This window comes from Brucella pituitosa (assembly GCF_965577835.1).
Classification (GTDB): domain Bacteria; phylum Pseudomonadota; class Alphaproteobacteria; order Rhizobiales; family Rhizobiaceae; genus Brucella; species Brucella pituitosa.
In genome coordinates this window covers 867,501-893,724 of sequence record NZ_OZ264093.1, presented here as the reverse complement: position 1 = coordinate 893,724, position 26,224 = coordinate 867,501, and the positions used below count along the sequence as shown (strand labels likewise).

The following is a 26,224-nucleotide window of genomic DNA, read 5'->3' as shown; positions in this document are numbered from 1 at the left end:
TCAAACCCAACGCTTAGAGCACAATCCGACCGGAGTGAAACAAGGCTCGATAAGATTATGCTTCAATAAAAGGGGTTAGAGCGCGGTTCGATCTGCTTCAATCAGATCGAACCGCGCTCTAACGTGCACCACGTACAAAGCTTTCACCCAGTGCCTGCGGAAGATTGGCCTTTCTGCCTGCAATCAGAAGTACCAGCATCACCATGACGAATGGCAGCATCTGAATGACGTCCGTTGGCACATTAACACCTGCAACCTGCAAGGCAGTCGCAAGCGACAGGCTCGCACCAAAGAGAAGCGCTCCGCCCAATACCCACAACGGCTTACCCCGCGCCAGCATCGCAAGAACAATAGCAATGAAGCCATTGCCGTGACTCATGAACGGAATAAATACACCGGCAACCGCCACAGACATGAAAGCTCCGCCAAGTCCGGCAAGTGCTCCGGTTATCAATACAGCAGTGCTACGGGTGCGCACGACGTCCACGCCCGTTGCATCCAATGCCGCTGGCTTATCACCCGCCGCCTGCAATGCCGTACCCCAATGCGTCATTCTGTAAATCCAGGCAAAAACAGCCACCAGCGCAACAGCCAGATAGACAATCGGATTGTGGTTAAACAGGATAGGGCCTACCACTGGAATCTCAGACAAGGGCCAGATCGGCCATTTGGCAGCACCATCAAGGCGAGGATAACTGCGTGAAAACTGCACAAAATGCAGAAGTGCAGTCAGGCCTTGCACCGCCAAGGTAAGCGCGATGCCGATAACTATCTGATTGAGACCCAGCCGAACGCAAAGCAGAGCCATGAATGCTGCAACAAAGGCACCGGCCAAAGCCCCACCAATGAAGCCAAGCCCCATATTGCCGGTGCTCCATGCAACGAGAAAGCCTGCATAAGCGCCAGCGAGGATCATGCCCTCAAGGCCAATATTGAGCACACCGGCCTTCTCGGAAAGCTGCTCACCTAACCCCGCCAACAGCAGCGGCGTTCCCGCAGCAATCGCTCCGAGGAACAAGGTGATGATGAAACTTTCGGTAAAAAGTGACACTGTCGTCTCCTCAGATCTTCGCGCGGTATTGGCGATTTTTATCGAAATACTCAGCCAGTGCCAGCGTGATCAGCAGAAGAGCCACGATGACCAGAGAGAAGAAGCTCGGCACTCCAAGACGACGTGCGGCACTCTCGCCGCCAATCGTCAGCGCAGAAAACAAGAAGACATAGGCGATTGATCCAAAGCCGTTAAGCCGGGCAAGAAACACCAGAGGCACGACAGTAAGGCTGTAAGCCGGGTTCCAGTCTGCACGCACATTGCCTTGTGTGCCCAGAATATCGACCGCACCGGAAAGACCGGCCAGCCCCGCCGAAATGGCAAAGACCGCAATCGTCAGCTTAGGCACCGACAAACCCGCATGAACGGCAGCTCGTGGATTAGCACCAACCAGACGCAGTTTCATGCCAAAAGAGGTCTTGGTCATCATCAGATGCATGGCGATGATGACAACCAAACCAACAATCAGCCCCGAAGAGATAGTCGTATCAAACAGTTTTGGCAGTCGCGCATCCACAGGCAAGGTACGGGTTTGCGGTGTGGTGGTTGAAGGATCGAGAAATGCCAGCTTCACCAGCACATTGGCGAGCGAGACACCAAGAAAGCTCATCATCAATGTTGTGATGATTTCATTAATACCATGCCAGGCTTTCAGCATTGCGGGGAGCAGCCCCCAAAGCGCACCGATAATCAATCCTATCAGAAGACCAAGCGCCAGATTAAGCCAGATCGGAACGCCTGCCGCATGCATCAGCGGCGTTGTGGCGGCAACAATAACAGCCGCCAGCAAAAATTGCCCGTCACCGCCCAGATTCCAGATGCCTGCACGAAAAGCGACAATCAGGCTCGCTGCGATCAGGAGAAACGGTCCCATACGGGTCAGCGTTGCCGACAGGCCCGACGGCGACAATATTGCCCGTTCCACAACATAGGCATAGTAGCTCAGGGGATTGACGCCCATGGCAAGAAGGATCAGCCCTCCTAAAACCAGCGCGGCAATCAGTGGGCCAATGCTGACAGTCAGTATTTTGCCCCAGGCCGCAAAGGGCGAACGGATAGTCGGGCCCGCCACTCCCGCCGTACCAGCCTGTTGATCGCTCATTCTTCTTCTCCGGTACTCATAAGGCGGCCGATTGCATCGCGTGCGCCCACACCATTTTGAACCGTGCCTACCAACCTGCCCTGATCAATCACAGCGACCCGATCAGCAAGTTCAAGCAGCTCATCAAGGTCCGTTGAAATCAGCAAAACTGCTTTGCCTGCGTCTGCCGCATCGCTGATACGCTGGCGGGTGGCACGAATATTTTTTACATCAAGACCGTAGGTCGGCTTCGCAAAAATAACCGCCTCCGCCGAGCCGGTCAGCTCACGTGCCAACAAAACTTTCTGAATGTTTCCCCCAGACAATGTTCCTACGGGCGTCTGGACATCCGGCGTGCGAATATCAAAATTCCGCACATGTTCCTGAGCCTGCGAACGAATGGATTGCGGCTTTTCGATACCTTTTTTCCAGAAAGGTGAGGCTCCAATATCCTTGAGCAAAAAGTTAGTTGCGACAGCGAATGCGCCAACAGTACCTTCGCCCAATCGGTCGTCAGTCACATAACGCAGCCCTGCTGCGCGACGTTCTCCCACTGTAAGAGAACCGATTTCGGCACCATGCAGCTTCACACTTCCCGAGGAAGGCGTCTGTCCGGCCAAGGCTTCCGCAAGCTCTTTCTGACCATTGCCATCGATGCCGGCAATGCCGAGCACTTCTTTCGATCTCAGCTCAATTGAAACGTCACGAACTGGAATACGTCCCGCATTTGAATTCAGCTTTGAAACCTCCAACACCACGGGACCCAACTCACGAGTGGCGCGATAGTCGCTGGCGCTATCGTCCGTTGCGGACTGGCCAAACATCAGACGGATGATATTGGCCGTATTCTGCTGATCACTATTGGCATTGAGTTCATCAGGGGTGATAGCACCGGCATTTTTACCAAGGCGTAACACCGAAATCCTGTCACCATATGCAAGTGCTTCGTTGAGCTTGTGCGTGATGAAAATGACCGCAAGCCCCTCGGCAACCAGTCGGCGCATTAACTCTCCTAGAGAAACAGCCTCATTGGGGGTCAGCATGGCGGTCGCCTCATCAAGAATAAGACACCTGCTGCCGCGCATCAAAGCGCGCAAAATTTCGACCTGCTGACGCTCACCAAGGGAAAGGCTGGAGACCAGCGCAAAAGGATCAACACGTAAACCGATGCGGCTTGCAGTTTCATCGATACGCTTTGCAATGCCGCTGCGATCCGGCTTACGCCACCATACCCCACCAAGGGTAAAATTATCGACGACCGTCAGGCTTGGCACCAGCATCGAATGCTGAAACACCGTGCCTATTCCTAATGCGAGGGCATGGCGGGGAGACGTTATATTGACAGCTGAACCATCAATCTCGATACAGCCGTTATCTGGCTGCTGAAGCCCCGACAACATGCCAACCAATGTAGATTTTCCAGCACCGTTTTCGCCAAGCAGAACATGAACTTCGCCCGGCCAAATATCTGTGCTGACATTGTTATTGGCTATAACGCCGGGAAAGCGCTTGGTAATACCACGCAGCCCAACAAATGGCTTTGTACTGGAATTCGGAGGAAAGGCCGCGTTTGTCACTGACGCCTGCATTTCAATATCCTTCATGCAAATCCGCCTCATCACACCGTGTTGGATCAACTAAGAATGCGATCCAACACGGTTTTCGTGAGTTGCGCACGCCATCATTCGACCCATTTTAATGGCAGTATGACGAACGCAATGAGACGAGTTTAAGAGCAGGCTGGCTCACTTGGAGGCGACAGTTTTTACCAGTGCATGAACACTGTCCGCATCAAACTTCGGCTCTACCTTTATGGCTCCAGAAACAACCTCGGCCTGCAAGGCTTCCATTTCTTTCCAGACATCATCCGGTATGTTCTTGGTCTTCAGAAGACGAAGACTGCCATCACTGAGTTTGATGTTATAGTTGCGGCTACCGTACTTTCCGTCCTTCAGATCCTTGATCATGTCGACGTAAACCGGCGTCAGATCCCAGATAACGGATGAAAGAAGATTGCCTTTATCAATTGACGTCTTATCGCCGATAACATCGATGAAATAGGCTTTTCCGCCATCGGTGGCCGGCGTCGTTTCAACGGCCTGCAACATGCCGAAACTCGAACCGTTGCCCTGTCCGAAGATAATGTCGGCACCAGAGGCTATAACGGTTTCAGCCACACGCTTACCACCGGCGGCATCAGCATAAGCAGCCGGTCCGATCACGGCATAGCGAACTTCAACGGCTGGGTTCTCTGCCTTCACGCCTTGCGCAAAAGCAACCGACATATTGTTCCACGATGGCGGCTCACCGGATACGACGATGCCAACAACCTTGGTTCTGCTCATCTTGGCGGCCAGTCGTCCTGCGAGATAAGCACCGTCGCTGCCAGCCGCCGTGTAATCAGCGATCTTGCCTTCAGCAAGCTTGTCCGGGCTGTCGACGATAGCGACTGGAATATTCATTTCGGCACCAATTTCTGGTGCGGCTGTGTTGTAACCGGATGCGTGGGCAATCAACAGACCAGCGCCATCTTCAGCAAGTTCGCGCAACGTCGGGCGAACATCGCCATAACCCAGATTTTCGGCAACAACCACCTTTACACCAGCGGCCTCGCCTGCTGCCTTCGCAGCATCGACCCCCTGCTGGTTCCAGCCCATATCGGTTCCCATTTCCGGGGCCAGAATGGCGATGGATGTAATTTCCCCGGCCAAAGCACTGCTTGCCATCCAACCACTAAGGGCAAGAGCCAGCACAGCACCACTGACTGTTCCTGTTATTTTTTTTCTCATTTTATTGTTCCCATTTATAGATTTTTATTGACTATTTACTCAATACCGGATGATTTTTGAAGTATAACCCGGAGCAGAATTTCAAAATGAAAACTCACCTCACCTTTCTTGCTACAGCAATTCTTGGCTTAAACGCAGCATCTGCCGCGGTTAACCACCAGTCGCTTGATATTACGGTCGAAAACAGTGGCAAAACCGCATTGGTATGCTCCGCTTCCATCGCGCATTGGTTTTCAGCCGACCTTGGTGAGGTCAGCCCCGGCGCCAGCCGATCATTCAGCTTTGGCGTCGACGTAAAAACGGGCAATGTCTTCCAGCTGAACGCAGTGGGTAACGAAATGGCAGTGCAGCGCATCTGGTGCGGCCACAAAGGCAATGACTGGGCAACCCGAGCAGAAATTCCTATGGAACGCCGTGCTGGCGTCAGCCCGGATCCAATCCGCTTGCGCTGCGCAGCAGACGCGACGACAACCCGATGCACCGCCTCGTAACGGAACCCATTCAAGCTGACTTTTAATCCACCACAGCCTTGCATCTGACTCCTCAGTTCCGGAAGGGACGGTCTTTGAAGCAGATCACTCACGCGACCCCAGCAATTCAAAAACCGCAACCCCGATTGACAGTGCGAGAATACGATAGCATGATCATACCGTAATACAATAATGAAAAATCAACTCGGGGCGATTTTACGATTATTCTCTTAATTCGTTGTATTTAAATAGAAAAATCTGAGATTGCGTCAGCAGCATTCACGAGAGAGTAAAAAATGCGCACTGCAATTGTGACTGGAGCAAGCCGTGGACTGGGTCGGGCCTTTGCCATTGGACTGGCAAAAGACGGATTCGCACTGAGCCTTTGTGCTCGTGATATGGCGGCGTTGGAAGAGACTGCAGCACTCGCCAGCGCGGCAGGTTCGCCTCAGATCATTCTCGTTGCCGCCGACCTGTCAAAGGTGGGAGCTGCTGAAAAAGTCGTATCCGAAACGCTTACTGCAACCGGACAAATTGATGCCCTGATCAACAACGCTGGCGCAACCAAACGAGGTGATTTCTTATCGCTGACCGACGAAGATTTTCATGAGGGATTTGCACTCAAGTTCCATGCGACCGTTCGGTTTTGTCGGGCTGCATGGGATGCCTTGTCTCAGAGCAAAGGTACTATTGTGAATATATCGGGCGTTGGAGCGCATACGCCTGAGCCGGATTTTACCATTGGTGGATCGGTTAATTCGGCGCTCATCAACTTTACAAAAGCGATTTCCAAGCGTGCGCAGGGGACAGGCATGCGGATCAACACGCTCTGTCCCGGTCATATCGTGACTGACCGCCTCGGACGCCGGATAGAAGTATTGGCAAAAGAACGCAATATTTCCATTGAAGCTGCGCGCGAAGAAATTCGCGAAGCCCAAGGCATACAACGTTATGGCGAGGCAGATGAAGTTGCAGACGTTGTGCGCTTCCTGTGCAGCCCGGCCGCTGCCTATGTGCATGGAACGGTCATTAATGTGGACGGTGGCGCAACGCCGGGGATATGACAGCGGCGTTAAACGCCCGAGGAAAAATAGGGGTCCTAAATCGGACCCCTATTTCATGATGTATTGGGAAATATTAGAGCGCATCCCGAAAAGTGTGAAACGGTTTTCGGATAAGATGTGTGTCAAAACGCGCGCTAATGCCCAGACAGGACAAGTGTCTGCACTGGCATCATCACGGCTTGTATTCGCAGGATCATGGCATGAACGAGCCCCGTGGCGTCGACAGCATGCAGGAATATGGACCGTAGCGTACCGGCTTTACCAGACTGCAACTCCTCATGATTGCTCGTATACGCGTTGGCCACACAACTGCTGCCCGGTGGAATGCCTGCAAGTTGCCCTTCATAGAGAGGCTCCAGGGTTACGGTGATGGTTCCCGGCTTCGCCAATTGTTGAATGTCGACCAGTTGATCGCTGGCTCGCACCTGTCCACCTGCGATAACGTCCTGCACCTCGGTTACGACCATAGGAATAATCGTGAATGGCTTTCCGATACACGTTGCCTCGGCAATCATACCGGGCTTCATGACTTGTGCTTCGATCTGTCCAAAGCCTGCTACAAGGGCAGTTCGGCCTGCTGTTTCCGGCACCAGTATGCCGGCCGGGCGGAGCAACGGATTGACGACTTCACCTGCACGCAAGGTGAATTGTTGAACGGTTCCCGAAACGCCCGCCTTCACGATCGCTTTATTCAGTTCAACTTCCGCCTCGGTAGCTGCAGCCTCAATGCTTGCCCTCTGCGCTGGAAGCAATGAGGTGATTTTGGTTTCGAGCGTCTGCTTGCTGGCGGTTGCTGCTGCCAGTTCGCTACCTTTGCCATCGGCTATGGATTGCAGACGTTCAATATCCTTACGGGCGACGATGTTTGAGTTGCGGCGTTGCAGTTCAAGTTGCGTGTTTACATCGTTCTGTGCCTGAACGAACGCAATCTCACCTTGCTTAATCAGGGCATCGGCAGCCACAAGATCGGTTTTGGCGACAACCATTTCGGCGTCGATTTCTGCAATGCGTTTACGGGCTGTTTCCAGCGCAGCCTTTTGTTTGCTGTCATCGAGTTTGAAGAGCGGTTCGCCAGCTTTCACCTTCTGGTTTCGCGAGACATACACTTCATCAACACGTCCACCTATTTCCGGAAGGATGGTAACGGTTCGAAATGCAGCCGTTACGTTAGATGTAGACGGATGATAATAGAAGATCATCGTGATCAGGGAAATTGTGAGGATGAGGCACGCAGTGATCCCCCACCTGAGTTCGAACCACATGGAGTAGATCGTGATCTCGTGACCGATCCGTTTTCCCTGACGATACCGGCGGTAAAGATAATCCGGAAAGATAGTGATCATTGAGCAAAGCAGGAATTCAAACATTATTTCTGCTCCTGCTTGTTCTGATCAAGGGGCAATTCCGTGTCGGGCACAACTGTTGACGGGGTCACGCTTTGCGAGGACGGCGATATCGTTTGTGGTGCAACATTATCGCTGCCGCCAACAGTTGGCGCTGGATCAGAGGGGGGAATTGTCAGGTGAAGCCCTCGCCGTGCAATGGTACGCAGAGACCTTGCCATGGATGTTACCGGCGACAGAAAATCCGGAAGATCCGTCATTGCCAGCAAAAGCGCTGCAATCCAGAAGAGCTGATTGTGGGTGAAGAGCGCTATCAAACCCAATACAGCAACAAGCTGAAGCTGAATTTTGTTGGTCTGATGAGCGATGTGCTCAGGGAGAGCATGAAGTCTCAGATAGAGAACTCCAGTTAAGAAAACCACGCAGATAAGGAAAATAATGACGATGTTCAAAAGCACATCGGTTTGTCCCGGGGACGTTATAAATACGGGTATGTGTCCGACCGCTGCTTTATGCACGGCATCTGCTGATTGGTCCATGTTGCCTCCAGCCTTTGTTTGTTGGCGTTCCATGCGCTTCACCGGATGGTGGCGATAAGGAGCGCGGCTGTTCACCAACAAATGTGCCCGAAAAATGTCGGGCGGACTTCATTATATCAAATCGCAAGAACGTTGTGGGAATTTCAGCTGAGGATTGGGAAAGTTACCAAATGGAATGAGGAATTATAAAGAAAATAAGCTACTGTTCACGCTGAGAATACCGATTTCCGTCTAACAATCGAGTCAGAGCGAGATAAAGCCATGGTTCTGGTTTAGGCAGAATTTAACACTCGCCCATCCATAGATAAGCCCGGCTTCTCCAGATCGCACACATTTTCTGACCGTACAGAGCGCCCCTCATACATGTCGATGTGCAGATTGCCGAGCGGACACAAATCCGCGAACGGCCAACCCCTGGTTCATATGTCCCAAAAAGCAATTCGCCAATGACAATCGGCGACAATAGAAGTTTTTGCAGAATTTGCAGTATAATCACGCCTAGAAATAAGGCCGCATCCCGACAACCATTTTAAACTTGTCGGGATGTGCTCTCAATCAAGCGTCAGCCTCTTCGGCCAGCCGTTCACGTAGAATGGCAATTGCCACCTTACCCGCATTCATCACATGATACGCGGCCGCCTTGCGAGCTTCCTTACCGCGTCTCGCGGCCAGATGACCGACAACTTCTCCAAGTTCAGCCAAGCTGTCACGTGTACGGCCCGGAGCACCCAGCGATGTCGCACGCAAAACCATGACGCGCGCGTTCAGCGATGAGAGCGTATGGCCAAGCGCTTCATTATGTGCACCGAAAATCAGGCAGTCATAAAAAGCATTCTTGGCTTGCAGGCGCTCCAATGGATCGGTGATTTTATCGCCTTGTTTGAGCACCTCAAAAGCGGCTTTGAGAGCTTCTATATCTTCATCGGTTGCATTGCGTGCAAACAGCTCACAAGCCAGCCCTTCGAGCTCGACACGGACCTGATAAATACCTTCGGCTTGCTCTGGCTTCAGACGTGCCACAATCGGCCCGCGATGCGGAACGACTTCAACAAGACCTTCACTTTCAAGCTGACGCAGTGCTTCGCGCACAGCCGTACGGCTGACGCCCGTCATTTCACACAAATCGCGCTCAGTAATACGCTGGCCTGCCGTAAAATATCCCACCGCGATCGAATTGCGGATACTTTCCGTAACACTGTGCCGCACAGGAGCAGCAGCTTTTACCACTTTAAAATCAATAGGCGGGGTTCGCCCGTTCATGGATACAGTCATAAGTTTATACCCCTTTTGGTGTATGGGGACCGGTATTACCGTATTACTATACGCTAATTGCTTGTTTTGAAAGCATCAGATTTCTGACCATGCCTGTTTAACGTGCATCCCGAAAAGGGTTAAACGGCTTTCAGAAAAAGATGCACGTTAAAACAACGAATTAGAGTGCCGATATGTCTTAATGAAATAGGCGCTCTAATGTGCAAAACCTCAGTCTCGTGCTGCTTCTATGACCGCCATAGCTGCCGCAACCCCTGCTCCCACATCAATACCCTTTACACCTGCGGCCTTGAGGCCACCGGCAATTGCTGCAACGGAGATAAGCGAATAAGGAGGGCGGGCAGTCGGCCCCATGTGCCCGATCCGGGTCAGTTTTCCAAGTGTTTCACCACGACCCGATGAAAACACAACCCCATAGAGATCACGGATTGAAGCACGCAGCTTCGCTTCATCAATGCCGTCGGGAATTGCAACTGCCGTACAGGTTGCCGAAGCAATCTCCTCCCGCGCAGCCCATAATTTCAACCCTGCTGCCTGCACCCCAGCCCGGCAGGCTTTTGCGGTCAGGGCATGACGTGCCCAAACATTTGCTTCACCTTCATCCAGATAAATATCAAGCGCTGCATCAAGTGCATTGATCTCGGAAACCGAAGGCGTGAAAGGAAATGGCCGGTCTGCCCTGTGCGCCTCTTTCCAGTCAACAATCGAAAGAATTGATGCGCGCGGCGCATCAGGATTAGCCGCCATTTTCTCCCATGCAGCTTCGCTCACATGCAACAGCGTCAATCCGGGTGGACAACCCAGACATTTATTCGGACCAGTTACAAAAATATCGGCAAATGATGTCTCTGGCAGAACATCCATTCCACCAAAGGCCGAAACGGAATCCACAATGAACAGTTTGCCTGCGGCTCTTACAACTGCGCCAATCTCGGCAACCGGATTAACCGTGCCGGACGGCGTATCATGATGACAAATCGAAACCACCGCAACATCAGGTCGTTTCTTTAAAAAGTCCGCGACCGCATCAGCAGAAAGCACTTCATTATAAGGCACTGCGAGTTCTACGACTTCTTTTGCGTAACGTGCAGCCCAATAGCCAAAGCCCTTGCCATAAACACCCGATACGAGATTAAGCACCACATCGTTTCTGGTGATCAATGAAGCAGCAGCGGCCTCCAGCCCCAATACAGGCTCCCCCTGAAGGATTACTGGCGGCGTTTTTGTGTGAAAAGCTCGCTGCACTTTTGCATTCACAGATTCGTAGAATGCCAGGAATGCCGGATCATAATCATAGAGAACAGGTCGCGACAGTGCCTGCAGCACTGCCGGATAGGCATCCACCGGGCCTGTGGTCAATGTAAAGATCGGATCGGCAATTTTCCCAAGGCTCGTATGGCTCATGTCGCTCTCCCATTCATGTCCGTAGTGTCTCGTGTCATTGCGAGAAAAGCTGCACCATCGGCAGCATCTTCAATTGCTTCTAGCGAAGTGATCAGCTCATCGGCATCCAGATCAATGCCACGCCAGCCAATCTGCGCGCGAAATTTTACGGCAAGATCGGCATCTGTCATTGGATGATCCAACCCGCCTTTGGCAGCATCAATCCTGCGTACAAGCTTGCGCCCATCATTCAGCGAAAGACAAACCTCAGCAGCTTCAAATGTAAAGGAAAGATCATCTACGAAAGATAGCTTTGAAGCCAAATCCTTCAGTTGCGCATCCTGCACCGCTTGATCGGAAAAAGCCTCAAGATCGGCCCGGCCCCACAACAAACAGACCGCCACGGCATGTTGTGCGCTCACCTGCGAAAGTCTTCCCGTGGTGACATTCGGGCGATCCGTGCGTTGGCGAAGAAGCGGATGCCCCGTCAATGTTATCGACGTAATTGCGTCGGCGCTGAAATCCTCCTGCGCATGAAGAGCAAGACAGGCTTCGATAACAGGATTGAGAACAACCCCGCATGGATAAGGCTTGAAGGTGTTCTTCAAAATTTCCCAGCGGCTTCCCAACCCATCTGTCAGGGCTGCAAAATCCGGGGCATCTGAATGCAACGCCAGAAAGCCTCTTGGACCCTCAAGCGGCGCTGCGGGACCAGTATAACCTTTGGCGGCCAGCAATGCCGACATCAGGCCAGCGCGCGCGGCCTGCCCCACTGAGAGGCTTTTCGACATGGTGCCAAGCGTTTCAACCGAACCCGCACCCTGCGCCAAAGCATGCCCTAAAGCATCAACGAGCTGTGCCGGGGAAAGCTTCAAAAGCCTGCCCGCAGCAAGGGCTGCACCAAAAGCGCCGCAAGTCGATGTAATATGCCAGCCGCGCGCATAATGAACCGGGTGTAAAGCATTGCCCAACCGACAAGTAACCTCTGCTCCGAGAACGAAAGCCTCAATCAGTTCCGATCCGGTTACCGGCTTTCCCTCTGCTGCCAGTGTCTCAGCTAACGCCAGAACAGCCGGTGCAACAGGGGCAGACGGATGGATAACCGTCGGAACATGGGTATCGTCGAAATCAAAAATATTGGCAGATGCCGCATTGATATAGGCCGCCCACAGCATATCAGCGCGTTCTGAACGCCCGATCAGGCTTGCCGTGGCGGGGCCGGAAAAAGCTGGCAGCATTGCCACCAGCTTCCGGATTGCAGCTTCATTTGAACCGCCTATCGCCGTACCGACCATATTGAGCAGCGAACGCCGTCCGGCGGCGCATACTGAATCAGGCATTGCCGGTGGCGAATGAACAAACTCGGCGATTGTGGCACTCAGAGCTATCATGTCAGGCGCCAGCAGCCTTGCCGCGCACCTGCGTATCCGCCCACTGCTCCAGCGGACGGATGATCGCAGTCATATCTGCATCCGGCCCCAGATCAGCTTTGGTAATGGAAAACAGCATACGCACGGCATTGCCCACCAGCATCGGCACACCAAGACGTTCGGCTTCTTCCAGGCAAAGCCGAATATCTTTGAGAGAAAGTGCAATTGCGAAACCGAAATCAAAACTACGCGGCAGAACAAAACGCGGAATCTTATCAACACTTGCCGAAGTGCGACCCGATCCGGCATTGAGTACTTCGATCATGACATCGGCATCAAGTCCGGCCTTTGCACCCATAACCATGGCTTCGGAAGTGATTGCGAGTGCAGCCGCAGAGCAGATATTGTTGATGAGCTTCATAACCTGCGCCTTGCCGGGTTCTTCGGCAACACGGATCACTTTGCCAAGTGCCAGAAGCATCGGCTCAACAACAGTGAAATGTGCGGTTGGACCGGCCGCCATCAAAGCAAGTGTTCCCTTTTTTGCACCTGCAACACCGCCCGAAACAGGGCTGTCAATCAAGGCAATACCTGCTTCATACAGGATGTCGGCCAGATCCATTTCGGCCTTTGGCCCGGTGGTCGAGAGATCGACTACACGCTTTACAATACCAGGATTGGCCGCAATCGTGCGCCCGACAGCAAGCACAACTTCAGGTGTAGGCAAAGACAGGAAAATGGTTTCAACGCGAGAGCCAAGCTCTTCAAGACTGTTAGCAGCATCTGCACCGGCAGCAGTCAGAGCTGCCACCGCCGCCTCTGCACGATCATTGACGACAAGCGTATAGCCTGCACCAATGATGCGCTCTGCCATTGGGCGTCCCATATTGCCAAGCCCAACAAAACCCACTTCAGACATTCCACTCTCCTGTTATCGTGGTCTCGCTGTCAGGCAAAAGACCAGCCATTATCTACCGGTATTGCTGCTCCATTGACCCCCTCACTCGCAGAGCCGCAGAGGAAGAGCGCAAGAGCCGTAACCGTATCCATTGGGATAAATTTTCCGCCCGGCTGGCGGGTTGAAAGAAAAAGACTCGTCGCCTCTTCTTCGCTTAAGCCTTTTTCAGCAGCCAGCACCTTGATGCGACCAAGCGCTGAATCTGTCGCCATCAATCCCGGACAAATTGCATTGCAAGTGATCGCAGACGATGCCAGCTCAAGCGCCACAGTGCGCGTCAGGCCAATCATTGCGTGTTTGGTGGTGACATAATCCGCGCGCTCTGCAAGTGCGATCAGACTATAAACTGAAGCCATATTGATGATCCGTCCCCAGCCACGCTCGCGCATGTCGGGAAGGCAAGCCCGTATCAGCCGAAACGGTGCAGAAAGATTGACCTCCAGCGCTCGATCCCAGTCAGCATCCGCAAGTGATTGCACAGGCGAAATTTTACGAATGACCGCATTGTTGATGAGAATATCGATTGCACCAAGATGCTCTTTGGCATGTACAGCCAGTTGGTCTGCAGCACCCTCTTGCGATAAATCAAGCGCCACCGCACCGACCGGCTGGCCCGTCTCGTGTGCCAAAGCCGCTGCAACATCGATGACTTCCGGTCGAATATCGGTGAGGAAAATGCGGTTTCCCGCTTTTGCAAAAACCCGCGCGAGCTCAAGCCCCAACCCAAGCGCTGAACCTGTGATCAGCACACCGCGACCTGTTGCCGAGCTCATCGCGCCAGTTCCTCCCACGTCAAAACCGGCTCGACGTCTAATCGAACAACAATGCCTTCAAGCGCTTCCGATGGCGCGCAATAGGCGCGCATGACCGCCGGATCATGACCCGGCACAATATAATCAAGAGTCGGAGCCAGCTCGATTAACCGGGCATAGCCGAGAATGAGTGCTGCCTCGTCAAACAATACGGGAAACGGATTTTCACGCTCCATATTGGCGTAAAAATGCGTTGCATCGGATGCAAGAACCACCCAACCGCGCTTCGTATAAACGCGAACCGCCTGCAAACCCGCACTATGCCCTGGCACTGAATGCAGCCATATGCCGGACGCCAGTTCCTTGTCCCCGCGGTGAAACTCAATCCTGCCCGCATAAAGATTGCGGATATAGGCAACGATGTTATCCACATCGAACGGCGCACGCGCTTTCGGATCGCACATACATGGGCCTGTCGCATGCCCGGCTTCATCGACCTGAAGATGAAAGCGCGCCGACGGAAAATCTCCCAGAGTTCCGGCATGGTCATAATGCAGATGCGTGAGAATCACCTCACTGACCTGTCGGGCATCCACATCCATGAGTGCAAGCGCATCAACAGGACGACGCAAAAGCGTGCGGCCCCGCCCATCCGCTGCTTGCTGCCCGAACCCCGTATCAATGACATAAATTTCATCATCTCGACGCGCCAGCCAGATGAAGTAATCGAGATTTTCACCCGATTCATGCGGGTCTGCATAAAGAAAATTATCTTTGGCCGTCCGTCCCGTATGTGTGGCGTAACGAAGTGCGTAAAGCTCAAAAGGCGTTGGTTTCTCGTTAAAATCTGCCGCAGGAGCCGTCATCATTTGCCCACTTTACGTTGATGTTTGCCAAAAACTATCGAACTTTGTCTTCAGTATGACCGTAATCTTGTCATACAATCTATTGACAGGTCAAGTCCGGCATGTCTAACCTTGGGACAATCAGAACGGCACAATCAATCTGAAGCCAGGCGACAAAAACGAAGCAGCCGTCCTGCCCACCTTAACGGAGAGATGCATGACTCGTCCCGAATTTAGCGGTGAACAATTCCAGAAAGGGCTGAAGGTCAGACGCGAGGTGCTTGGCGATGGCTATGTTGCGCCTTCGCTGGCCAATGCAGACGATCTGACGGCGCCATTGCAGAAGCTTGTTACGGAATGGTGCTGGGGTGAAATCTGGACCCGCCCGGGGCTGGAACGCAAGACCCGCAGCTTTCTCAACCTTGCAATGCTGACCGCATTGAACCGTCCACATGAAGTGAAAATCCATGTGCGCGGCGCCCTGAATAACGGTGTCACGGAAGAAGAAATCGTAGAAGTTATTCTTCAGGCCGCGATCTACTGTGGCGTACCAGCCGCCCTCGATTCTATGCGTGTCGCGACGGAAGTCATCCGTCAGATGCGCGACGAAAAGGCCGTAAGCGCCTGATCCCGATACCGGAAACGCTCAATAAAAACGGGGAACACCCGCGATTCCAATTGCAATAGGAGGCCCATGTGACACAGGGAACAGCAGCAAAACTCGCAAGCCAGCCGCATAAGCTGAAAACCGGCGAAGAATATAAAGAATCTCTCAAGGATAACCGCCAGATCTGGGTTGGCGGTCAGAAACTGAATTCCGTTTATGACGAACCCGCACTCGCGAAAGGTATCGACCTTCTCGCATCGATGTTCGATGATCAGTTCACTGAAGAACATGCCGACGCCACCACCTATTATGATGAAAAGGCAGGCGCAGTACTAAGCCGTTCGTGGCAGATTCCGCGCACCAAGGAAGATCTCGCCGCGCGTCGCCGGATGATCGAGTACACCTCGCTCAAGACAGCAGGCACCTTTGGGCGCCCACCGGATCTTGCACCATCGATCGTCGTTGGCCTTTATGCCTATCTGCCAACCTTCAAGAAGAAGAAATCTCTCATTGAAGGGATCGACCCGGACTTTGCAGAAAACATCGAACGTTACATGGAATACGGTCAGAACAACAATCTGACCGCATCGGAAAGTCTCGCCGGACCGCAGGCCGACCGCTCGTCGCCAAAGGCTTCGGAAGCTTCCCTTCTTAAAGCTCGCAAGGTCACAAAAGATGGTGTTTATATCTATGGTGCAAAAACCGTAGGCTCGATTGCGGCTCAGGCTAACGATATTTTCTTCACCAATCTCGGTGGTATTCAGGAAACACCGGCAGATGCTTGCATCTGGGGGTCAGTTCCAATCGACACTCCCGGGATCAAGATGATCTCGCGTGAAATGGTCTCGCAGCCATTGTCGAGCAAGTTCGACCATCCGGTTGCAAGCCTCGGCGAAGAAGCCGACCAGTTCATCGTGTTCGATAATGTTTTCGTTCCGAAAGAACGCCTGTTCAATCTCGGCGACCCAACGGCAATGAGCTATTATGGGCCAGTCTGCGTGTTCGCGCACTGGCATGTCCTGACGCGCCTTGCTGTGAAGGCAGAATTGTTTGTCGGCGCAGGCCAGATGGTTCTCGATTATCTTGGCACAGGCAAAATTCCTGCCGTCCAGATGATGCTCGGACAGCTTGTTGAATATGCGCAGACGCTTCGCGCATTTGTGACGGCAGCAGAAGCGCTTGCTGTGCCAACCGAAGGCGACGTCATGCGTCCGGATGTTGGCATGTTGACCGCCGGTCGCCTTTATTCGATCGAAAACTACCCGAAGATCATCCATATCCTTCAGGAAATGTGCGGTCAGGGACTGGTTATGCGCTTCGGCAAAAAAGCATTCGACAATCCGGAAGTTGGCCACTTCCTGCATGAGCTCCTGCCCGGACATGGCGTTTCTGCCATGGTCAAAGAGCAGTTGATGAACTTCATCTGGGATATGACCTCCGGCTCGCTTGCTGGTCGCGTCGCCCTGTTTGAAAACGTCAACGCAACGCCGGCACCGGCTCTTCGCGCAAGACTTTATAACGAAGTCAAACGCGATGGTTATGTTGCTCAGGTGAAGAAAATCGCTGGCATCGAATAGACCCCGCATGCCCCGTCCGGTGCAAATCGGGCGGGGTTCTTTCTTTCGGGAATATTGGAGATTGCGATGGATCACGCCACGCTTGTCGACCAGTTTTATGGGGCCTACGCATCACGCAATGCGGAAGGTGCCGCGTCCCTTTACCATGCCGATGGCTGGCATGAAGAGGTCGCGATGGGGAAGCGCCGTGAAGGTCATGCAGCACTTGCAGAAGGGCTGACCGGTTTCTGGCGCATGTTGCCGGATGTTGCATGGGAACGCCGCGGTTACATTCGCGCAGGCAATCAGATTGCCGTTCCCTACCATATGACGGGAACCTTTACGCCGCGCGGAGAAGATGCAACCCCGCGCAAGATCTCACTTGATGGTCTGCATCTCTTCGAAATCCGTGACGGGTTACTGACGGGCACAAAAGATATGTGGGACCTGGATCTCTTTAAAGCGCAGATGAGTTGAGACGATGGACGATCTGGCAATAAAAGACGGCATCGCAATCGGCGAACTGATTTCAAAGGGTGAGATCAGTGCGACCGAAGTGCTTAAAGCGAGCATCGAGCGAATAGAGCGGCTTAACCCGCAACTCAACGCGGTTGTGCATGCGCATTTTGATCTGGCCCGGCAGCAAGTTAAAAACGGACTGGCAAAAAGCCTACTTTCGGGTGTGCCGATGCTTCTCAAGAATACCGGCTTTGAGGCGGAAGGCATGCTTCTGTCGAGCGGCTCCGAGTTGCTGCGCAACGTTGTCAGCAAGCGCGATTCCACGATCACCGCGCGCTATAAAGCTGCCGGAATGGTTATTCTCGGCAAGTCCAATACGCCGGAATTTGCTTTGAGTTTCACGACAGAATCCGAAGCTTTCGGGCCAACCCATAATCCATGGGACTTGAGCCGCACGGCTGGCGGATCATCCGGCGGTTCCACCGCCGCCGTTGCAAGCGGCATGGTGCCACTTGCGAACAGTTCCGACGGCGCAGGATCAACACGGCTTCCGGCAAGTCACTGCGGATTGTTCGGGTTCAAGCCATCACGGTTGGTCAACCCCGTCGGTCCAGTTGCGGCAGAAGCTATCGGCGGCATGTCCACGCCCCATGCAGTTACGTGGTCGGTGCGCGACAACGCAGCCATGCTGGATATTTCCGGCGGCAGTGATCTGGGTGATCCATGGGCTTCACCCACCACGCCCGACTGCTATCTCTCAGCGCTGGATAAGACGCCACCTCGCCTGAAAGTAGCGATGATCCTTGACGCGCCTGACGGCAGCCCGATCGCACCGGAAATGATCGAAAGCATTCGCGAAACTGCGAAACTGCTGGAAAGTATCGGCCATCACGTCGAGGAAGTTACGGACGCGGGCTATGATGCAGAAGCTATGAAAGCTGCATGGCGGATTGTCGTTGGCGTCAATGTTGCGTTGGGTGCTACGGGTGGCGATGCCGCATCAGCCAACATCGCCAAGCTGGAGCCGGTTAATCAGGAGTGGGTGCGCGAGGCACTCGCAATTCCCGGTACGCGCTACCTTTGGGCAATCAATCAGCTTCACGCATCTTCACGCGCACTGGCGAAATTCTTCAGCCTATATGATGTCATGCTAACTCCTGCTGCAGCCGAACCTGCGCCCCTTTTGGGTAAACTTGCAGGCAACAGCAAAAGCCTTGATGAATTTTACGATCAATTCTGGTCCCACTCTCCTTTTACGGCTGTTTTCAACACATCCGGCTGCCCGGCAATGTCAGTCCCGCTCGGTATGAGTCCGTCAGGTTTGCCCATCGGATCACATATCGGAGCTGGCTTCGGAAAAGATGCCTTGCTCTTTTCGCTGGCAGCGGAACTTGAATGTGCAGCTCCGTGGGCTGATCGGCGTCCACCCATTTTTGGCTAAGGAAAGCTCTATGAACAACACGGAAATCCTTACCCTTACCGCCCGCGAAACTGCCGCAGCTATCGAGGCTAAACAGTTAAGCGTCCGCGCTGTCACAGAAGCATATCTGGAACGGATTGCAGAAACTGACGGACCAATAAAGGCTTGGCAGTATCTCAACGTCGAGCAAGCCCGTGAACAAGCAGATAGGCTGGATAGAGCTGGCCCCAAGGGACCGCTTGCAGGCGTGCCCATCGGCGTCAAAGACGTGATCGATACGAAGGATATGCCGACCGGCTATGGGACACCAATTTATGAAGGATTTCAGCCGCCTTGGGATGCGCCTGCGGTGCAGATCGCTAAAAATTCCGGCGGCCTGATCCTAGGCAAAACAGTCAGCACCGAACTTGCCATGGCAAGTCCCAACAAAACCCGCAATCCGCACAACCCAGCACACACACCCGGCGGCTCGTCGTCCGGTTCCTGTGCCGCCGTCGCAGCCGGCATGGTGCCCCTGGCGTTCGGCACACAAACGTCCGGTTCCGTCATCCGTCCGGCAAGTTTTTGTGGCGTAACCGCATTCAAACCAACCTTCGGCGCAATCAACACGGTCGGCATCAAGGTTCTGTGCCATGGGCTTGATACGCTTGGTATCATCGCGCGCAATATTGGCGACGCCGCCCATTGTGCAGCCGCACTCAGCGGGCAGTCTGAACTCGCCAGTCTTATACCACCAATTCGCCCCCGCATCGGTATACTGCTTGGAACGCGCCTCGAAAAAGCTGAAGACTATGCGATTGAAACAGTCAAGCGCCTGGCATCCGTGGCCGAAACGGCAGGCGCTGAACTGACCATTATTCCGGCACCAGGCTGGTTTGACGGTATTTTCGATCTCCACGAAGCCGTTATGGGCTGGGAAGTCACGCAATCACTTGCCTCCGAAATCAGTCATAACTGGAATGATCTGACGCCCGTCACGCGCGCAATGTTAGAGGATCAGGGCCGTATTGATGAGCCGCGCTATCGTGCAGCAATGGCAGAAATTCCGGGAATCCGTCACATGATGGATGCAATTCTATCCCGCTTTGATGCCGTACTGACACTTGCAGCCCCCGGCGAAGCGCCTGAGGGTATGGCGACTGGCGATCCGATCTTCAACCGACTCTGGAGCGTTCTGCAAGTACCTCTTGTCTGCTTGCCTGCATCCAAAGGGCCAAAAGGCCTGCCAGTCGGCGTACAACTGGTCGGCGCGCGCGGCGCTGATTATCGCCTCGCCTCGGCAGCCCTTTTTCTGGAAACCGCAATCGCTGCAAAAGGAGGCCTTCTATGAGCCATCCCCCCATTGACCAGCTAACCGATGATTTTCGCACGGCGATGCGGCAACTTGCGGCAACGGTCAACATCATTACAGCCGGAGAAGGCGACACCCGGCGCGGACTGACAGCCACAGCCGTCTGTTCAATGTCCATCACACCTCCTTCAATGCTCGTTTGCGTCAACCGTTTTGGCGAAGCACACAAGGCGATCACATCTGCTGGGAATTTCTGCGTCAATATTCTCGCTGATGCCCAAAGGGAGATCGCCATGCGATTTGCCGGACAAATCGGTGAAATGGGCGAAGACAAGTTTGCACCTTATGGCTGGACACGCCTTGCCACCGGTGCACCGGCACTTGACCACGCAATGGCCAATCTCGATTGCGAAATTGCATCAGTGTCAGAAACTGAAAGTCATTCGATTTTCATAGGTCAGGTGAAAGCCATTCGCTTTGGCCCGGAGACATCACCACTCCTTCATTACAATCGCAACTTCTTCACGCTGGCCAATCAGACCGCGTTATAAAACATCCAACCAAGGGAACTGGCTGCGACCACAAAAAACAAAAATACGGTTGTCCCACAACCGGAACTCTCGTGGATGCAGTTACCAAACAAACGGGCCACGCCCAACGGAGGTATCTATCATGTCTATCAGTGACGCACAGTTTTTGAAGGGCTGGAGACAGGTGCTCGAAATGTGCAACCTGAAAGCTGGTGAGCAAGTCACAATTCTGACGAGCGACGACAGCAACAAGCAGATTGCCTATATCGCCAAGCTTGCCGCTTCTGATCTCGGCGCTGTCGTCACCGAGCTTAACCTCGCACCTGTGAACAGCGAAAAGGCGATCTCCCCCGATAAATCCGGTTATATCGGCAAGACCCCGCTGGATGGCAATGTAGCTGCCCTCGCCTGCCTCAAGGCTTCTGATCTCGTCATCGACACATTGCAGCTCCTGTTCTCAAAAGAACAGGAACAAGTGCTGAAAACCGGCACGCGTATGTTGCTCGCAGTCGAGCCTCCGGCAATCATGATGCGCCAGATCCCTCGCCCGGAAGACAAGTTGCGTGTTCTTGCTGCCGCCAAAAAAATTGGCGCCGCAAAAGAAATGCATGTCACCTCAAAAGCTGGCACCGATTTCCGTTGTCGTCTTGGCCAATATCCGGTGCTCACTCAATATGGCCTTGCCGACGAGCCGGGTCGCTGGGACCATTGGCCAAGCTGCTTCTCGGCTCGCTGGCCGGATGAAGGCAGCGCCGAAGGAACAATCGTTATCGATGAAGGCGACATTCTGCTGCCATTCAAAAAATATGCCCGCTCTCCAATCACTGTCACCATCGAAAAAGGTTTCATTGTCGACATCAAGGGCGGCTATGATGCTGAATTCATGCGCAAATTCATGGAAAGCTTCAACGATCCCCGTGCCTATGCCATGGCACATGTCGGCTGGGGACTAGAGAACCGCGCAAACTGGACGGTGCTGGGCCTCTATAACCCGGAAGCGCAGCTTGGTATGGATGCGCGCTCATTTGCAGGCAACTTCCTGTGGTCATCAGGGCCAAACACAGAAGCTGGCGGTGATCGTGATACGCCATGCCATCTCGATATTCCGCTGCGCAATTGTTCCGTTTCGCTAGACGGTGAAGTGATGACGCTGGAAGGCGCAGTTATTCCTGAAGATCAGAAGTAAGACCATGGCACAATATGATGTGGCAATTATTGGTGCTGGCTCTGCCGGCGCCCTGATAGCAGCGCGTCTAAGCGAAGATCCAGCCCGTAATGTTCTGCTAGTCGAAGCTGGTGGGAGACCATCAGACCCGGACATTTTAAAGCCCTCTATGTGGCCTGCGATCCAGCATCGCAGCTACGATTGGGATTATAAGACGACACCTCAGGAAGGTGCCGCTGGCAGAAGTTTTGCCTGGGCACGCGGTAAAGGCCTTGGCGGATCAAGCCTGCTTCACGCTATGGGCTATATGCGTGGGCACCCGGCAGATTTCGCGGCATGGGCAGAAGCCACGGGCGATGAGCGCTGGAGTTGGGAAGGTCTGTTGCCATCTTTCATGGCAAATGAAGACCATGTGTCGGGCGGCGATGGTATTCACGGTAAAGACGGTCCAATGCCGGTCTGGATACCAGACGACGAAGTCAGTCCACTGACACAGGCATTCATGACAGCAGGCAATGCACTCGGTCTGCCGCGTATCCCGGGCCACAATACCGGCCAAATGATTGGGGTCACACCCAATTCTCTGATGATCCGTGATGGGCGTCGCGTCACCGTTGCTGAAGCATGGCTCACGCCCGAAGTTTGCGCGCGTCCGAACCTGACGATCATGACAGGTACGTTGACCCGCCGCCTTAAACTGGAAAAATCACACGTTTCAGCAATTGAACTCGCAGGCCCGGAAGGACTAGCTACCATCACCGCAAGCGAAATCATTTTGTCCGCTGGTTCATTGGAAAGCCCCGCACTTTTAATGCGTTCTGGCATAGGGCGCGAAAATGTACTCCGCGAAGCCGGTGTCACTTGCCGGGTCAAAGCGCCAGAACTGGGGCTTAACCTGATGGATCATCTGCTTGGTGCGGGTAATCTTTATGCCACTAAAAAGCATTTGCCTCCGTCCCGTCTGCAACATTCGGAAAGCATGGCGTATATGCGTGCCGGAGATTTCTCTGCTGATGGCCAGCCGGAAATTGTCGTCGGATGCGGCGTGGCTCCAATCGTATCCGAGAGCTTTACTGCACCTGCTCCGGGTAACGCCTATTCCTTCCTTTTTGGTGTTACTCACCCTACAAGTCGAGGCGAAATACGCATAACCGGAGATGCACCGGACAGCCCACTTATAATTGACCCTCGATATCTTCAGACCCAAAATGATAGAAACCTGTTTCGAGCAGCGCTCGGCGCCGCACGTGAAATCGGACATCGCCCTGAATTAGCTGAATGGCGTGACCACGAAATACTCCCCAAGCCGCTTGCAACAAGCCAAGACATCGACACTTTTATTGCGAAGGCAGTGATCACACATCACCACCCTTCCGGGACATGCCGTATGGGTAAGGATGAAATGTCTGTCGTTGATGCTGATCTGCGTCTGCGCGGATTGGACAACCTGTATGTCGTCGATGGTTCAGTTTTTCCAAGCCTTACTGCAGGCCCTATCCACGCCGCCGTGCAGGCAATCGCAGAAAATTTCACAGCAGGATTCAAATAATATCATGCAAAGTTAAAGGTACGAAATAATACCAGTTGGGACGCGGAACGCTGACGACGGTTATCCGTCGTGGGGGAGTACAATCTATCTGTCCCTTAAACGTCAAAACGCCCGTGGTTTTGTCCACGGGCGTTTTTGAATTTGGTTGCGGGGGCAGGATTTGAACCTGCGGCCTTCAGGTTATGAGCCTGACGAGCTACCGGGCTGCTCCACCCCGCGTTAAGGGCTTAATTTGTATGACCGGATTTGGTAGTTTTTGCGCTTAGCGCTGATGAATGCTGTTTTGTATGATTATGAGAAGATGTTGATGATTTGTGTGCTTAGCAGACCTGGCAGCGACCTACTCTCCCGTGTCTTAAGACAAAGTACCATTGGCGCTGGAGCGTTTCACGGCCGAGTTCGGAATGGGATCGGGTGCAGCCGCTCCGCCATAACCACCAGGTCGGCGAAGAACACAAATATGAGAAGCTGGTTGTCTTTCGTGCAGATATTGATTTGTTTTTTTTGGCGCTGATAAACAATAAGCACACGACTGTGTGCCGTCGCTTATGCGACGCGCCGTCCGCAGCGAAGCAGCTTTAGCTGCGACAGCGTGAGGACAAACAATTCATCAAGCTACGCTTGATGGATATTGTAAATGAGAATGATCAAGTCGATCGAGCTATTAGTACCGGTAAGCTACATGCGTTGCCGCACTTCCACACCCGGCCTATCAACGTGGTAGTCTTCCACGGCTCTGATAGGGAATACTCGTTTTTAGGTGGGTTTCCCGCTTAGATGCCTTCAGCGGTTATCCCGTCCGTATATAGCTACCCTGCTATGCCGTTGGCACGACAACAGGTCCACCAGAGATACGTCCATCCCGGTCCTCTCGTACTAGGGACAGATCCTATCAATATTCCTACACCCACGGCAGATAGGGACCGAACTGTCTCACGACGTTCTGAACCCAACTCACGTACCGCTTTAAATGGCGAACAGCCATACCCTTGGGACCTGCTCCAGCCCCAGGATGCGATGAGTCGACATCGAGGTGCCAAACAACCCCGTCGATATGGACTCTTGGGGGTCATCAGCCTGTTATCCCCGGCGTACCTTTTATCCGTTGAGCGATGGCCCTTCCACGCGGGACCACCGGATCACTATGACCGACTTTCGTCTCTGCTCGACTTGTCAGTCTTGCAGTCAGGCAGGCTTATGCCATTGCACTCGACGAACGATTTCCGACCGTTCTGAGCCTACCATCGCGCGCCTCCGTTACTCTTTAGGAGGCGACCGCCCCAGTCAAACTACCCACCATACACGGTCCTGGACCCGGATAACGGGCCGCAGTTAGACATCCATATAGATAAGGGTGGTATTTCAAGGATGACTCCACAATGGCTGGCGCCACTGCTTCAAAGTCTACCACCTATCCTACACATGTCGACACGAATGCCAGTGTAAAGCTATAGTAAAGGTGCACGGGGTCTTTCCGTCTAACCGCAGGAACCCCGCATCTTCACGGGGAATTCAATTTCACTGAGTCTGCGTTGGAGACAGCGGGGAAGTCGTTACGCCATTCGTGCAGGTCGGAACTTACCCGACAAGGAATTTCGCTACCTTAGGACCGTTATAGTTACGGCCGCCGTTTACTGGGGCTTCAATTCAATGCTTGCACATCTCCTCTTAACCTTCCAGCACCGGGCAGGCGTCAGACCCTATACGTCGTCTTGCGACTTCGCAGAGCCCTGTGTTTTTGGTAAACAGTCGCTACCCCCTGGTCTGTGCCACCCTCCAATAGTTGCCTATAGAAGGGTCACGCTTCTTCCGAAGTTACGCGTGCATTTTGCCGAGTTCCTTCAACGCAGTTCTCTCAAGCGCCTTGGTATTCTCTACCAGTCCACCAGTGTCGGTTTAGGGTACGGTCTATATGCAGGAGCTATTTCCTGGAACCGCTTCGCTGCACATTCAATCCAATAAGAATGTACAACACACGCAATCCGTCACTACCTGCAGGCCCACGAATATTAACGTGGTTCCCATCGACTACGCCTTTCGGCCTCGCCTTAGGGGCCGGCTAACCCTGCTCAGATTAACTTTAAGCAGGAACCCTTGGACTTTCGGCGAGGGAGTCTCTCACTCCCTTTATCGTTACTCATGTCAGCATTCTCACTTCCGATACCTCCAGGATGTCTCACGACTGTCCCTTCACAGGCTTACGGAACGCTCCGCTACCACGCACATACGTGCATCCACAGCTTCGGTGTATGGCTTTAGCCCCGGTACATTTTCGGCGCAAAGACCCTTATTTAGACCAGTGAGCTGTTACGCTTTCTTTAAATGATGGCTGCTTCTAAGCCAACATCCTGGTTGTTTTGGGATCCTCACATCCTTTCCCACTTAGCCATAACTTAGGGACCTTAGATGGTGGTCAGGGTTGTTGCCCTCTTCACGACGGACGTTAGCACCCGCCGTGTGTCTGCCCAGTAGTACTCCCCGGTATTCGGAGTTTGATTAGGATCAGTAAGACGGTGAGTCCCCATAGCCCATTCAGTGCTCTACCCCCGGGGGTATTCGCTGGACGCTCTACCTAAATAGATTTCGCGGAGAACCAGCTATCTCCAAGTTTGATTGGCCTTTCACCCCTAGCCACAAGTCATCCCGATCTATTGCAACAGATATGGGTTCGGTCCTCCAGTACGTGTTACCGTACCTTCAACCTGCTCATGGCTAGATCACTTGGTTTCG

General features: G+C 53.3%; 22 protein-coding genes, 1 tRNA gene and 2 rRNA genes (1 of these 25 running past the window's edge). 10 read left to right on the top strand and 15 right to left on the bottom strand.

Annotation, left to right across the window (positions count from 1 at the left end):
* Window positions 1-118 precede the first annotated feature (118 nt).
* The 4 genes from ACSME1_RS15335 to ACSME1_RS15320 all read right to left on the bottom strand — a co-directional run bounded on the left by ACSME1_RS15335 (window position 119) and on the right by ACSME1_RS15320 (window position 4,921).
* A complete protein-coding gene (locus ACSME1_RS15335; RefSeq protein ID WP_024900134.1) occupies window positions 119-1,051 on the bottom strand; it encodes a putative B6 ABC transporter permease subunit 1 in 933 nt (310 codons plus the stop codon).
* A gap of 10 nt (window positions 1,052-1,061) precedes the next feature.
* Window positions 1,062-2,153, bottom strand: a complete 1,092-nt coding sequence (locus ACSME1_RS15330) for a putative B6 ABC transporter permease subunit 2 (protein ID WP_100557278.1) — start codon at window positions 2,151-2,153, stop codon at window positions 1,062-1,064.
* Window positions 2,150-3,736: a putative B6 ABC transporter ATP-binding protein gene (locus ACSME1_RS15325; RefSeq protein ID WP_235822366.1), complete on the bottom strand. Its 1,587-nt coding sequence runs from the start codon at window positions 3,734-3,736 to the stop codon at window positions 2,150-2,152. Before ACSME1_RS15325 ends, ACSME1_RS15330 begins: the two co-directional genes overlap by 4 nt.
* A 141-nt stretch (window positions 3,737-3,877) precedes the next feature.
* Window positions 3,878-4,921, bottom strand: coding sequence for a putative B6 ABC transporter substrate-binding protein (locus ACSME1_RS15320; protein ID WP_024900131.1), 1,044 nt, complete (start codon window positions 4,919-4,921; stop codon window positions 3,878-3,880).
* Window positions 4,922-5,007: 86 nt separating this feature from the next.
* Here ACSME1_RS15320 and ACSME1_RS15315 point away from each other — a divergent pair, with 86 nt between their 5' ends.
* Window positions 5,008-5,412: a hypothetical protein gene (locus ACSME1_RS15315; protein WP_024900130.1), complete on the top strand. Its 405-nt coding sequence runs from the start codon at window positions 5,008-5,010 to the stop codon at window positions 5,410-5,412.
* A gap of 275 nt (window positions 5,413-5,687) precedes the next feature.
* Entirely contained in the window at window positions 5,688-6,455 is a 768-nt protein-coding gene (locus ACSME1_RS15310) for an SDR family oxidoreductase (protein WP_024900129.1), read from the top strand.
* Window positions 6,456-6,589: 134 nt separating this feature from the next.
* On the opposite strand, the gene ACSME1_RS15305 is transcribed toward ACSME1_RS15310, so the two are convergent.
* From ACSME1_RS15305 to ACSME1_RS15270, 8 genes are all read right to left on the bottom strand, one after another.
* Complete coding sequence (locus ACSME1_RS15305; protein ID WP_024900128.1) at window positions 6,590-7,822, bottom strand: HlyD family secretion protein; 1,233 nt, start codon at window positions 7,820-7,822, stop codon at window positions 6,590-6,592.
* On the bottom strand, window positions 7,822-8,370 hold the full coding sequence (locus ACSME1_RS15300) for a hypothetical protein (RefSeq protein WP_024900127.1): 549 nt from the start codon (window positions 8,368-8,370) through the stop codon (window positions 7,822-7,824). The genes ACSME1_RS15305 and ACSME1_RS15300 overlap by 1 nt, the downstream gene beginning before the upstream one ends.
* Window positions 8,371-8,892: 522 nt before the next feature.
* Window positions 8,893-9,609 (bottom strand): GntR family transcriptional regulator, encoded by a 717-nt coding sequence (locus ACSME1_RS15295; RefSeq protein WP_051514977.1) that lies wholly within the window; start codon window positions 9,607-9,609, stop codon window positions 8,893-8,895.
* A gap of 210 nt (window positions 9,610-9,819) precedes the next feature.
* Entirely contained in the window at window positions 9,820-11,013 is a 1,194-nt protein-coding gene (gene ppaT, locus ACSME1_RS15290; RefSeq protein ID WP_105707542.1) for a pyridoxamine--pyruvate transaminase, read from the bottom strand.
* Window positions 11,010-12,383: an MmgE/PrpD family protein gene (locus ACSME1_RS15285; RefSeq protein ID WP_435654967.1), complete on the bottom strand. Its 1,374-nt coding sequence runs from the start codon at window positions 12,381-12,383 to the stop codon at window positions 11,010-11,012. The genes ppaT and ACSME1_RS15285 overlap by 4 nt, the downstream gene beginning before the upstream one ends.
* A gap of 1 nt (window position 12,384) precedes the next feature.
* Complete coding sequence (locus tag ACSME1_RS15280) at window positions 12,385-13,281, bottom strand: NAD(P)-dependent oxidoreductase (RefSeq protein WP_435654966.1); 897 nt, start codon at window positions 13,279-13,281, stop codon at window positions 12,385-12,387.
* Window positions 13,282-13,310: 29 nt separating this feature from the next.
* Complete coding sequence (locus ACSME1_RS15275) at window positions 13,311-14,093, bottom strand: SDR family NAD(P)-dependent oxidoreductase (protein WP_435654965.1); 783 nt, start codon at window positions 14,091-14,093, stop codon at window positions 13,311-13,313.
* On the bottom strand, window positions 14,090-14,941 hold the full coding sequence (locus ACSME1_RS15270; protein WP_435654964.1) for an N-acyl homoserine lactonase family protein: 852 nt from the start codon (window positions 14,939-14,941) through the stop codon (window positions 14,090-14,092). The genes ACSME1_RS15275 and ACSME1_RS15270 overlap by 4 nt, the downstream gene beginning before the upstream one ends.
* 193 nt (window positions 14,942-15,134) lie before the next feature.
* Between ACSME1_RS15270 and ACSME1_RS15265 the strand changes: the two genes are divergently transcribed.
* From ACSME1_RS15265 to ACSME1_RS15230, 8 genes are all read left to right on the top strand, one after another.
* Entirely contained in the window at window positions 15,135-15,545 is a 411-nt protein-coding gene (locus tag ACSME1_RS15265; protein WP_024900120.1) for a carboxymuconolactone decarboxylase family protein, read from the top strand.
* A gap of 68 nt (window positions 15,546-15,613) precedes the next feature.
* Window positions 15,614-17,101, top strand: coding sequence for a 4-hydroxyphenylacetate 3-hydroxylase N-terminal domain-containing protein (locus tag ACSME1_RS15260; RefSeq protein ID WP_024900119.1), 1,488 nt, complete (start codon window positions 15,614-15,616; stop codon window positions 17,099-17,101).
* A gap of 66 nt (window positions 17,102-17,167) precedes the next feature.
* Window positions 17,168-17,557 (top strand): nuclear transport factor 2 family protein, encoded by a 390-nt coding sequence (locus ACSME1_RS15255; RefSeq protein WP_435654963.1) that lies wholly within the window; start codon window positions 17,168-17,170, stop codon window positions 17,555-17,557.
* Window positions 17,558-17,561: 4 nt separating this feature from the next.
* Window positions 17,562-18,980, top strand: coding sequence for an amidase (locus tag ACSME1_RS15250; protein ID WP_435654962.1), 1,419 nt, complete (start codon window positions 17,562-17,564; stop codon window positions 18,978-18,980).
* Window positions 18,981-18,990: 10 nt separating this feature from the next.
* Entirely contained in the window at window positions 18,991-20,289 is a 1,299-nt protein-coding gene (locus ACSME1_RS15245) for an amidase (RefSeq protein WP_435654961.1), read from the top strand.
* Window positions 20,286-20,801, top strand: a complete 516-nt coding sequence (locus ACSME1_RS15240; protein WP_024900115.1) for a flavin reductase family protein — start codon at window positions 20,286-20,288, stop codon at window positions 20,799-20,801. The genes ACSME1_RS15245 and ACSME1_RS15240 overlap by 4 nt, the downstream gene beginning before the upstream one ends.
* A 121-nt stretch (window positions 20,802-20,922) precedes the next feature.
* Complete coding sequence (locus tag ACSME1_RS15235) at window positions 20,923-21,966, top strand: 2,5-dihydroxypyridine 5,6-dioxygenase (RefSeq protein WP_435654960.1); 1,044 nt, start codon at window positions 20,923-20,925, stop codon at window positions 21,964-21,966.
* A gap of 4 nt (window positions 21,967-21,970) precedes the next feature.
* Window positions 21,971-23,494 carry a GMC family oxidoreductase gene (locus ACSME1_RS15230; RefSeq protein ID WP_435654959.1) on the top strand — a complete coding sequence of 508 codons (1,524 nt, stop codon included), beginning with the start codon at window positions 21,971-21,973 and terminating at the stop codon, window positions 23,492-23,494.
* 142 nt (window positions 23,495-23,636) lie between these two features.
* Here ACSME1_RS15230 and ACSME1_RS15225 read toward each other — a convergent pair.
* From ACSME1_RS15225 to ACSME1_RS15215, 3 genes are all read right to left on the bottom strand, one after another.
* A tRNA-Met gene (locus tag ACSME1_RS15225) sits at window positions 23,637-23,713 on the bottom strand.
* Window positions 23,714-23,821: 108 nt separating this feature from the next.
* Window positions 23,822-23,936: ribosomal RNA gene (rrf, locus tag ACSME1_RS15220) — 5S ribosomal RNA — on the bottom strand.
* 201 nt (window positions 23,937-24,137) lie between these two features.
* Window positions 24,138-26,224, bottom strand: a 23S ribosomal RNA gene (locus tag ACSME1_RS15215) (it continues 821 nt past the right edge of the window).

Bases quoted from the DNA above. Each gene is read 5' to 3' on its own strand.
- ACSME1_RS15295 (WP_051514977.1), bottom strand. From the start codon at position 9,609: ATGACTGTATCCATGAACGGGCGAACCCCGCCTATTGATTTTAAAGTG.
- ACSME1_RS15270 (WP_435654964.1), bottom strand. From the start codon at position 14,941: ATGATGACGGCTCCTGCGGCAGATTTTAACGAGAAACCAACGCCTTTT.
- ACSME1_RS15265 (WP_024900120.1), top strand. From the start codon at position 15,135: ATGACTCGTCCCGAATTTAGCGGTGAACAATTCCAGAAAGGGCTGAAG.
- ACSME1_RS15315 (WP_024900130.1), top strand. From the start codon at position 5,008: ATGAAAACTCACCTCACCTTTCTTGCTACAGCAATTCTTGGCTTAAAC.
- ACSME1_RS15320 (WP_024900131.1), bottom strand. From the start codon at position 4,921: ATGAGAAAAAAAATAACAGGAACAGTCAGTGGTGCTGTGCTGGCTCTT.
- ACSME1_RS15240 (WP_024900115.1), top strand. From the start codon at position 20,286: ATGAGCCATCCCCCCATTGACCAGCTAACCGATGATTTTCGCACGGCG.
- ACSME1_RS15245 (WP_435654961.1), top strand. From the start codon at position 18,991: ATGAACAACACGGAAATCCTTACCCTTACCGCCCGCGAAACTGCCGCA.
- ACSME1_RS15235 (WP_435654960.1), top strand. From the start codon at position 20,923: ATGTCTATCAGTGACGCACAGTTTTTGAAGGGCTGGAGACAGGTGCTC.
- ACSME1_RS15250 (WP_435654962.1), top strand. From the start codon at position 17,562: ATGGACGATCTGGCAATAAAAGACGGCATCGCAATCGGCGAACTGATT.
- ACSME1_RS15230 (WP_435654959.1), top strand. From the start codon at position 21,971: ATGGCACAATATGATGTGGCAATTATTGGTGCTGGCTCTGCCGGCGCC.
- ACSME1_RS15300 (WP_024900127.1), bottom strand. From the start codon at position 8,370: ATGGAACGCCAACAAACAAAGGCTGGAGGCAACATGGACCAATCAGCA.
- ACSME1_RS15280 (WP_435654966.1), bottom strand. From the start codon at position 13,281: ATGTCTGAAGTGGGTTTTGTTGGGCTTGGCAATATGGGACGCCCAATG.
- ACSME1_RS15310 (WP_024900129.1), top strand. From the start codon at position 5,688: ATGCGCACTGCAATTGTGACTGGAGCAAGCCGTGGACTGGGTCGGGCC.
- ACSME1_RS15255 (WP_435654963.1), top strand. From the start codon at position 17,168: ATGGATCACGCCACGCTTGTCGACCAGTTTTATGGGGCCTACGCATCA.
- ppaT (WP_105707542.1), bottom strand. From the start codon at position 11,013: ATGAGCCATACGAGCCTTGGGAAAATTGCCGATCCGATCTTTACATTG.
- ACSME1_RS15275 (WP_435654965.1), bottom strand. From the start codon at position 14,093: ATGAGCTCGGCAACAGGTCGCGGTGTGCTGATCACAGGTTCAGCGCTT.
- ACSME1_RS15285 (WP_435654967.1), bottom strand. From the start codon at position 12,383: ATGATAGCTCTGAGTGCCACAATCGCCGAGTTTGTTCATTCGCCACCG.
- ACSME1_RS15325 (WP_235822366.1), bottom strand. From the start codon at position 3,736: ATGAAGGATATTGAAATGCAGGCGTCAGTGACAAACGCGGCCTTTCCT.
- ACSME1_RS15305 (WP_024900128.1), bottom strand. From the start codon at position 7,822: ATGTTTGAATTCCTGCTTTGCTCAATGATCACTATCTTTCCGGATTAT.
- ACSME1_RS15330 (WP_100557278.1), bottom strand. From the start codon at position 2,153: ATGAGCGATCAACAGGCTGGTACGGCGGGAGTGGCGGGCCCGACTATC.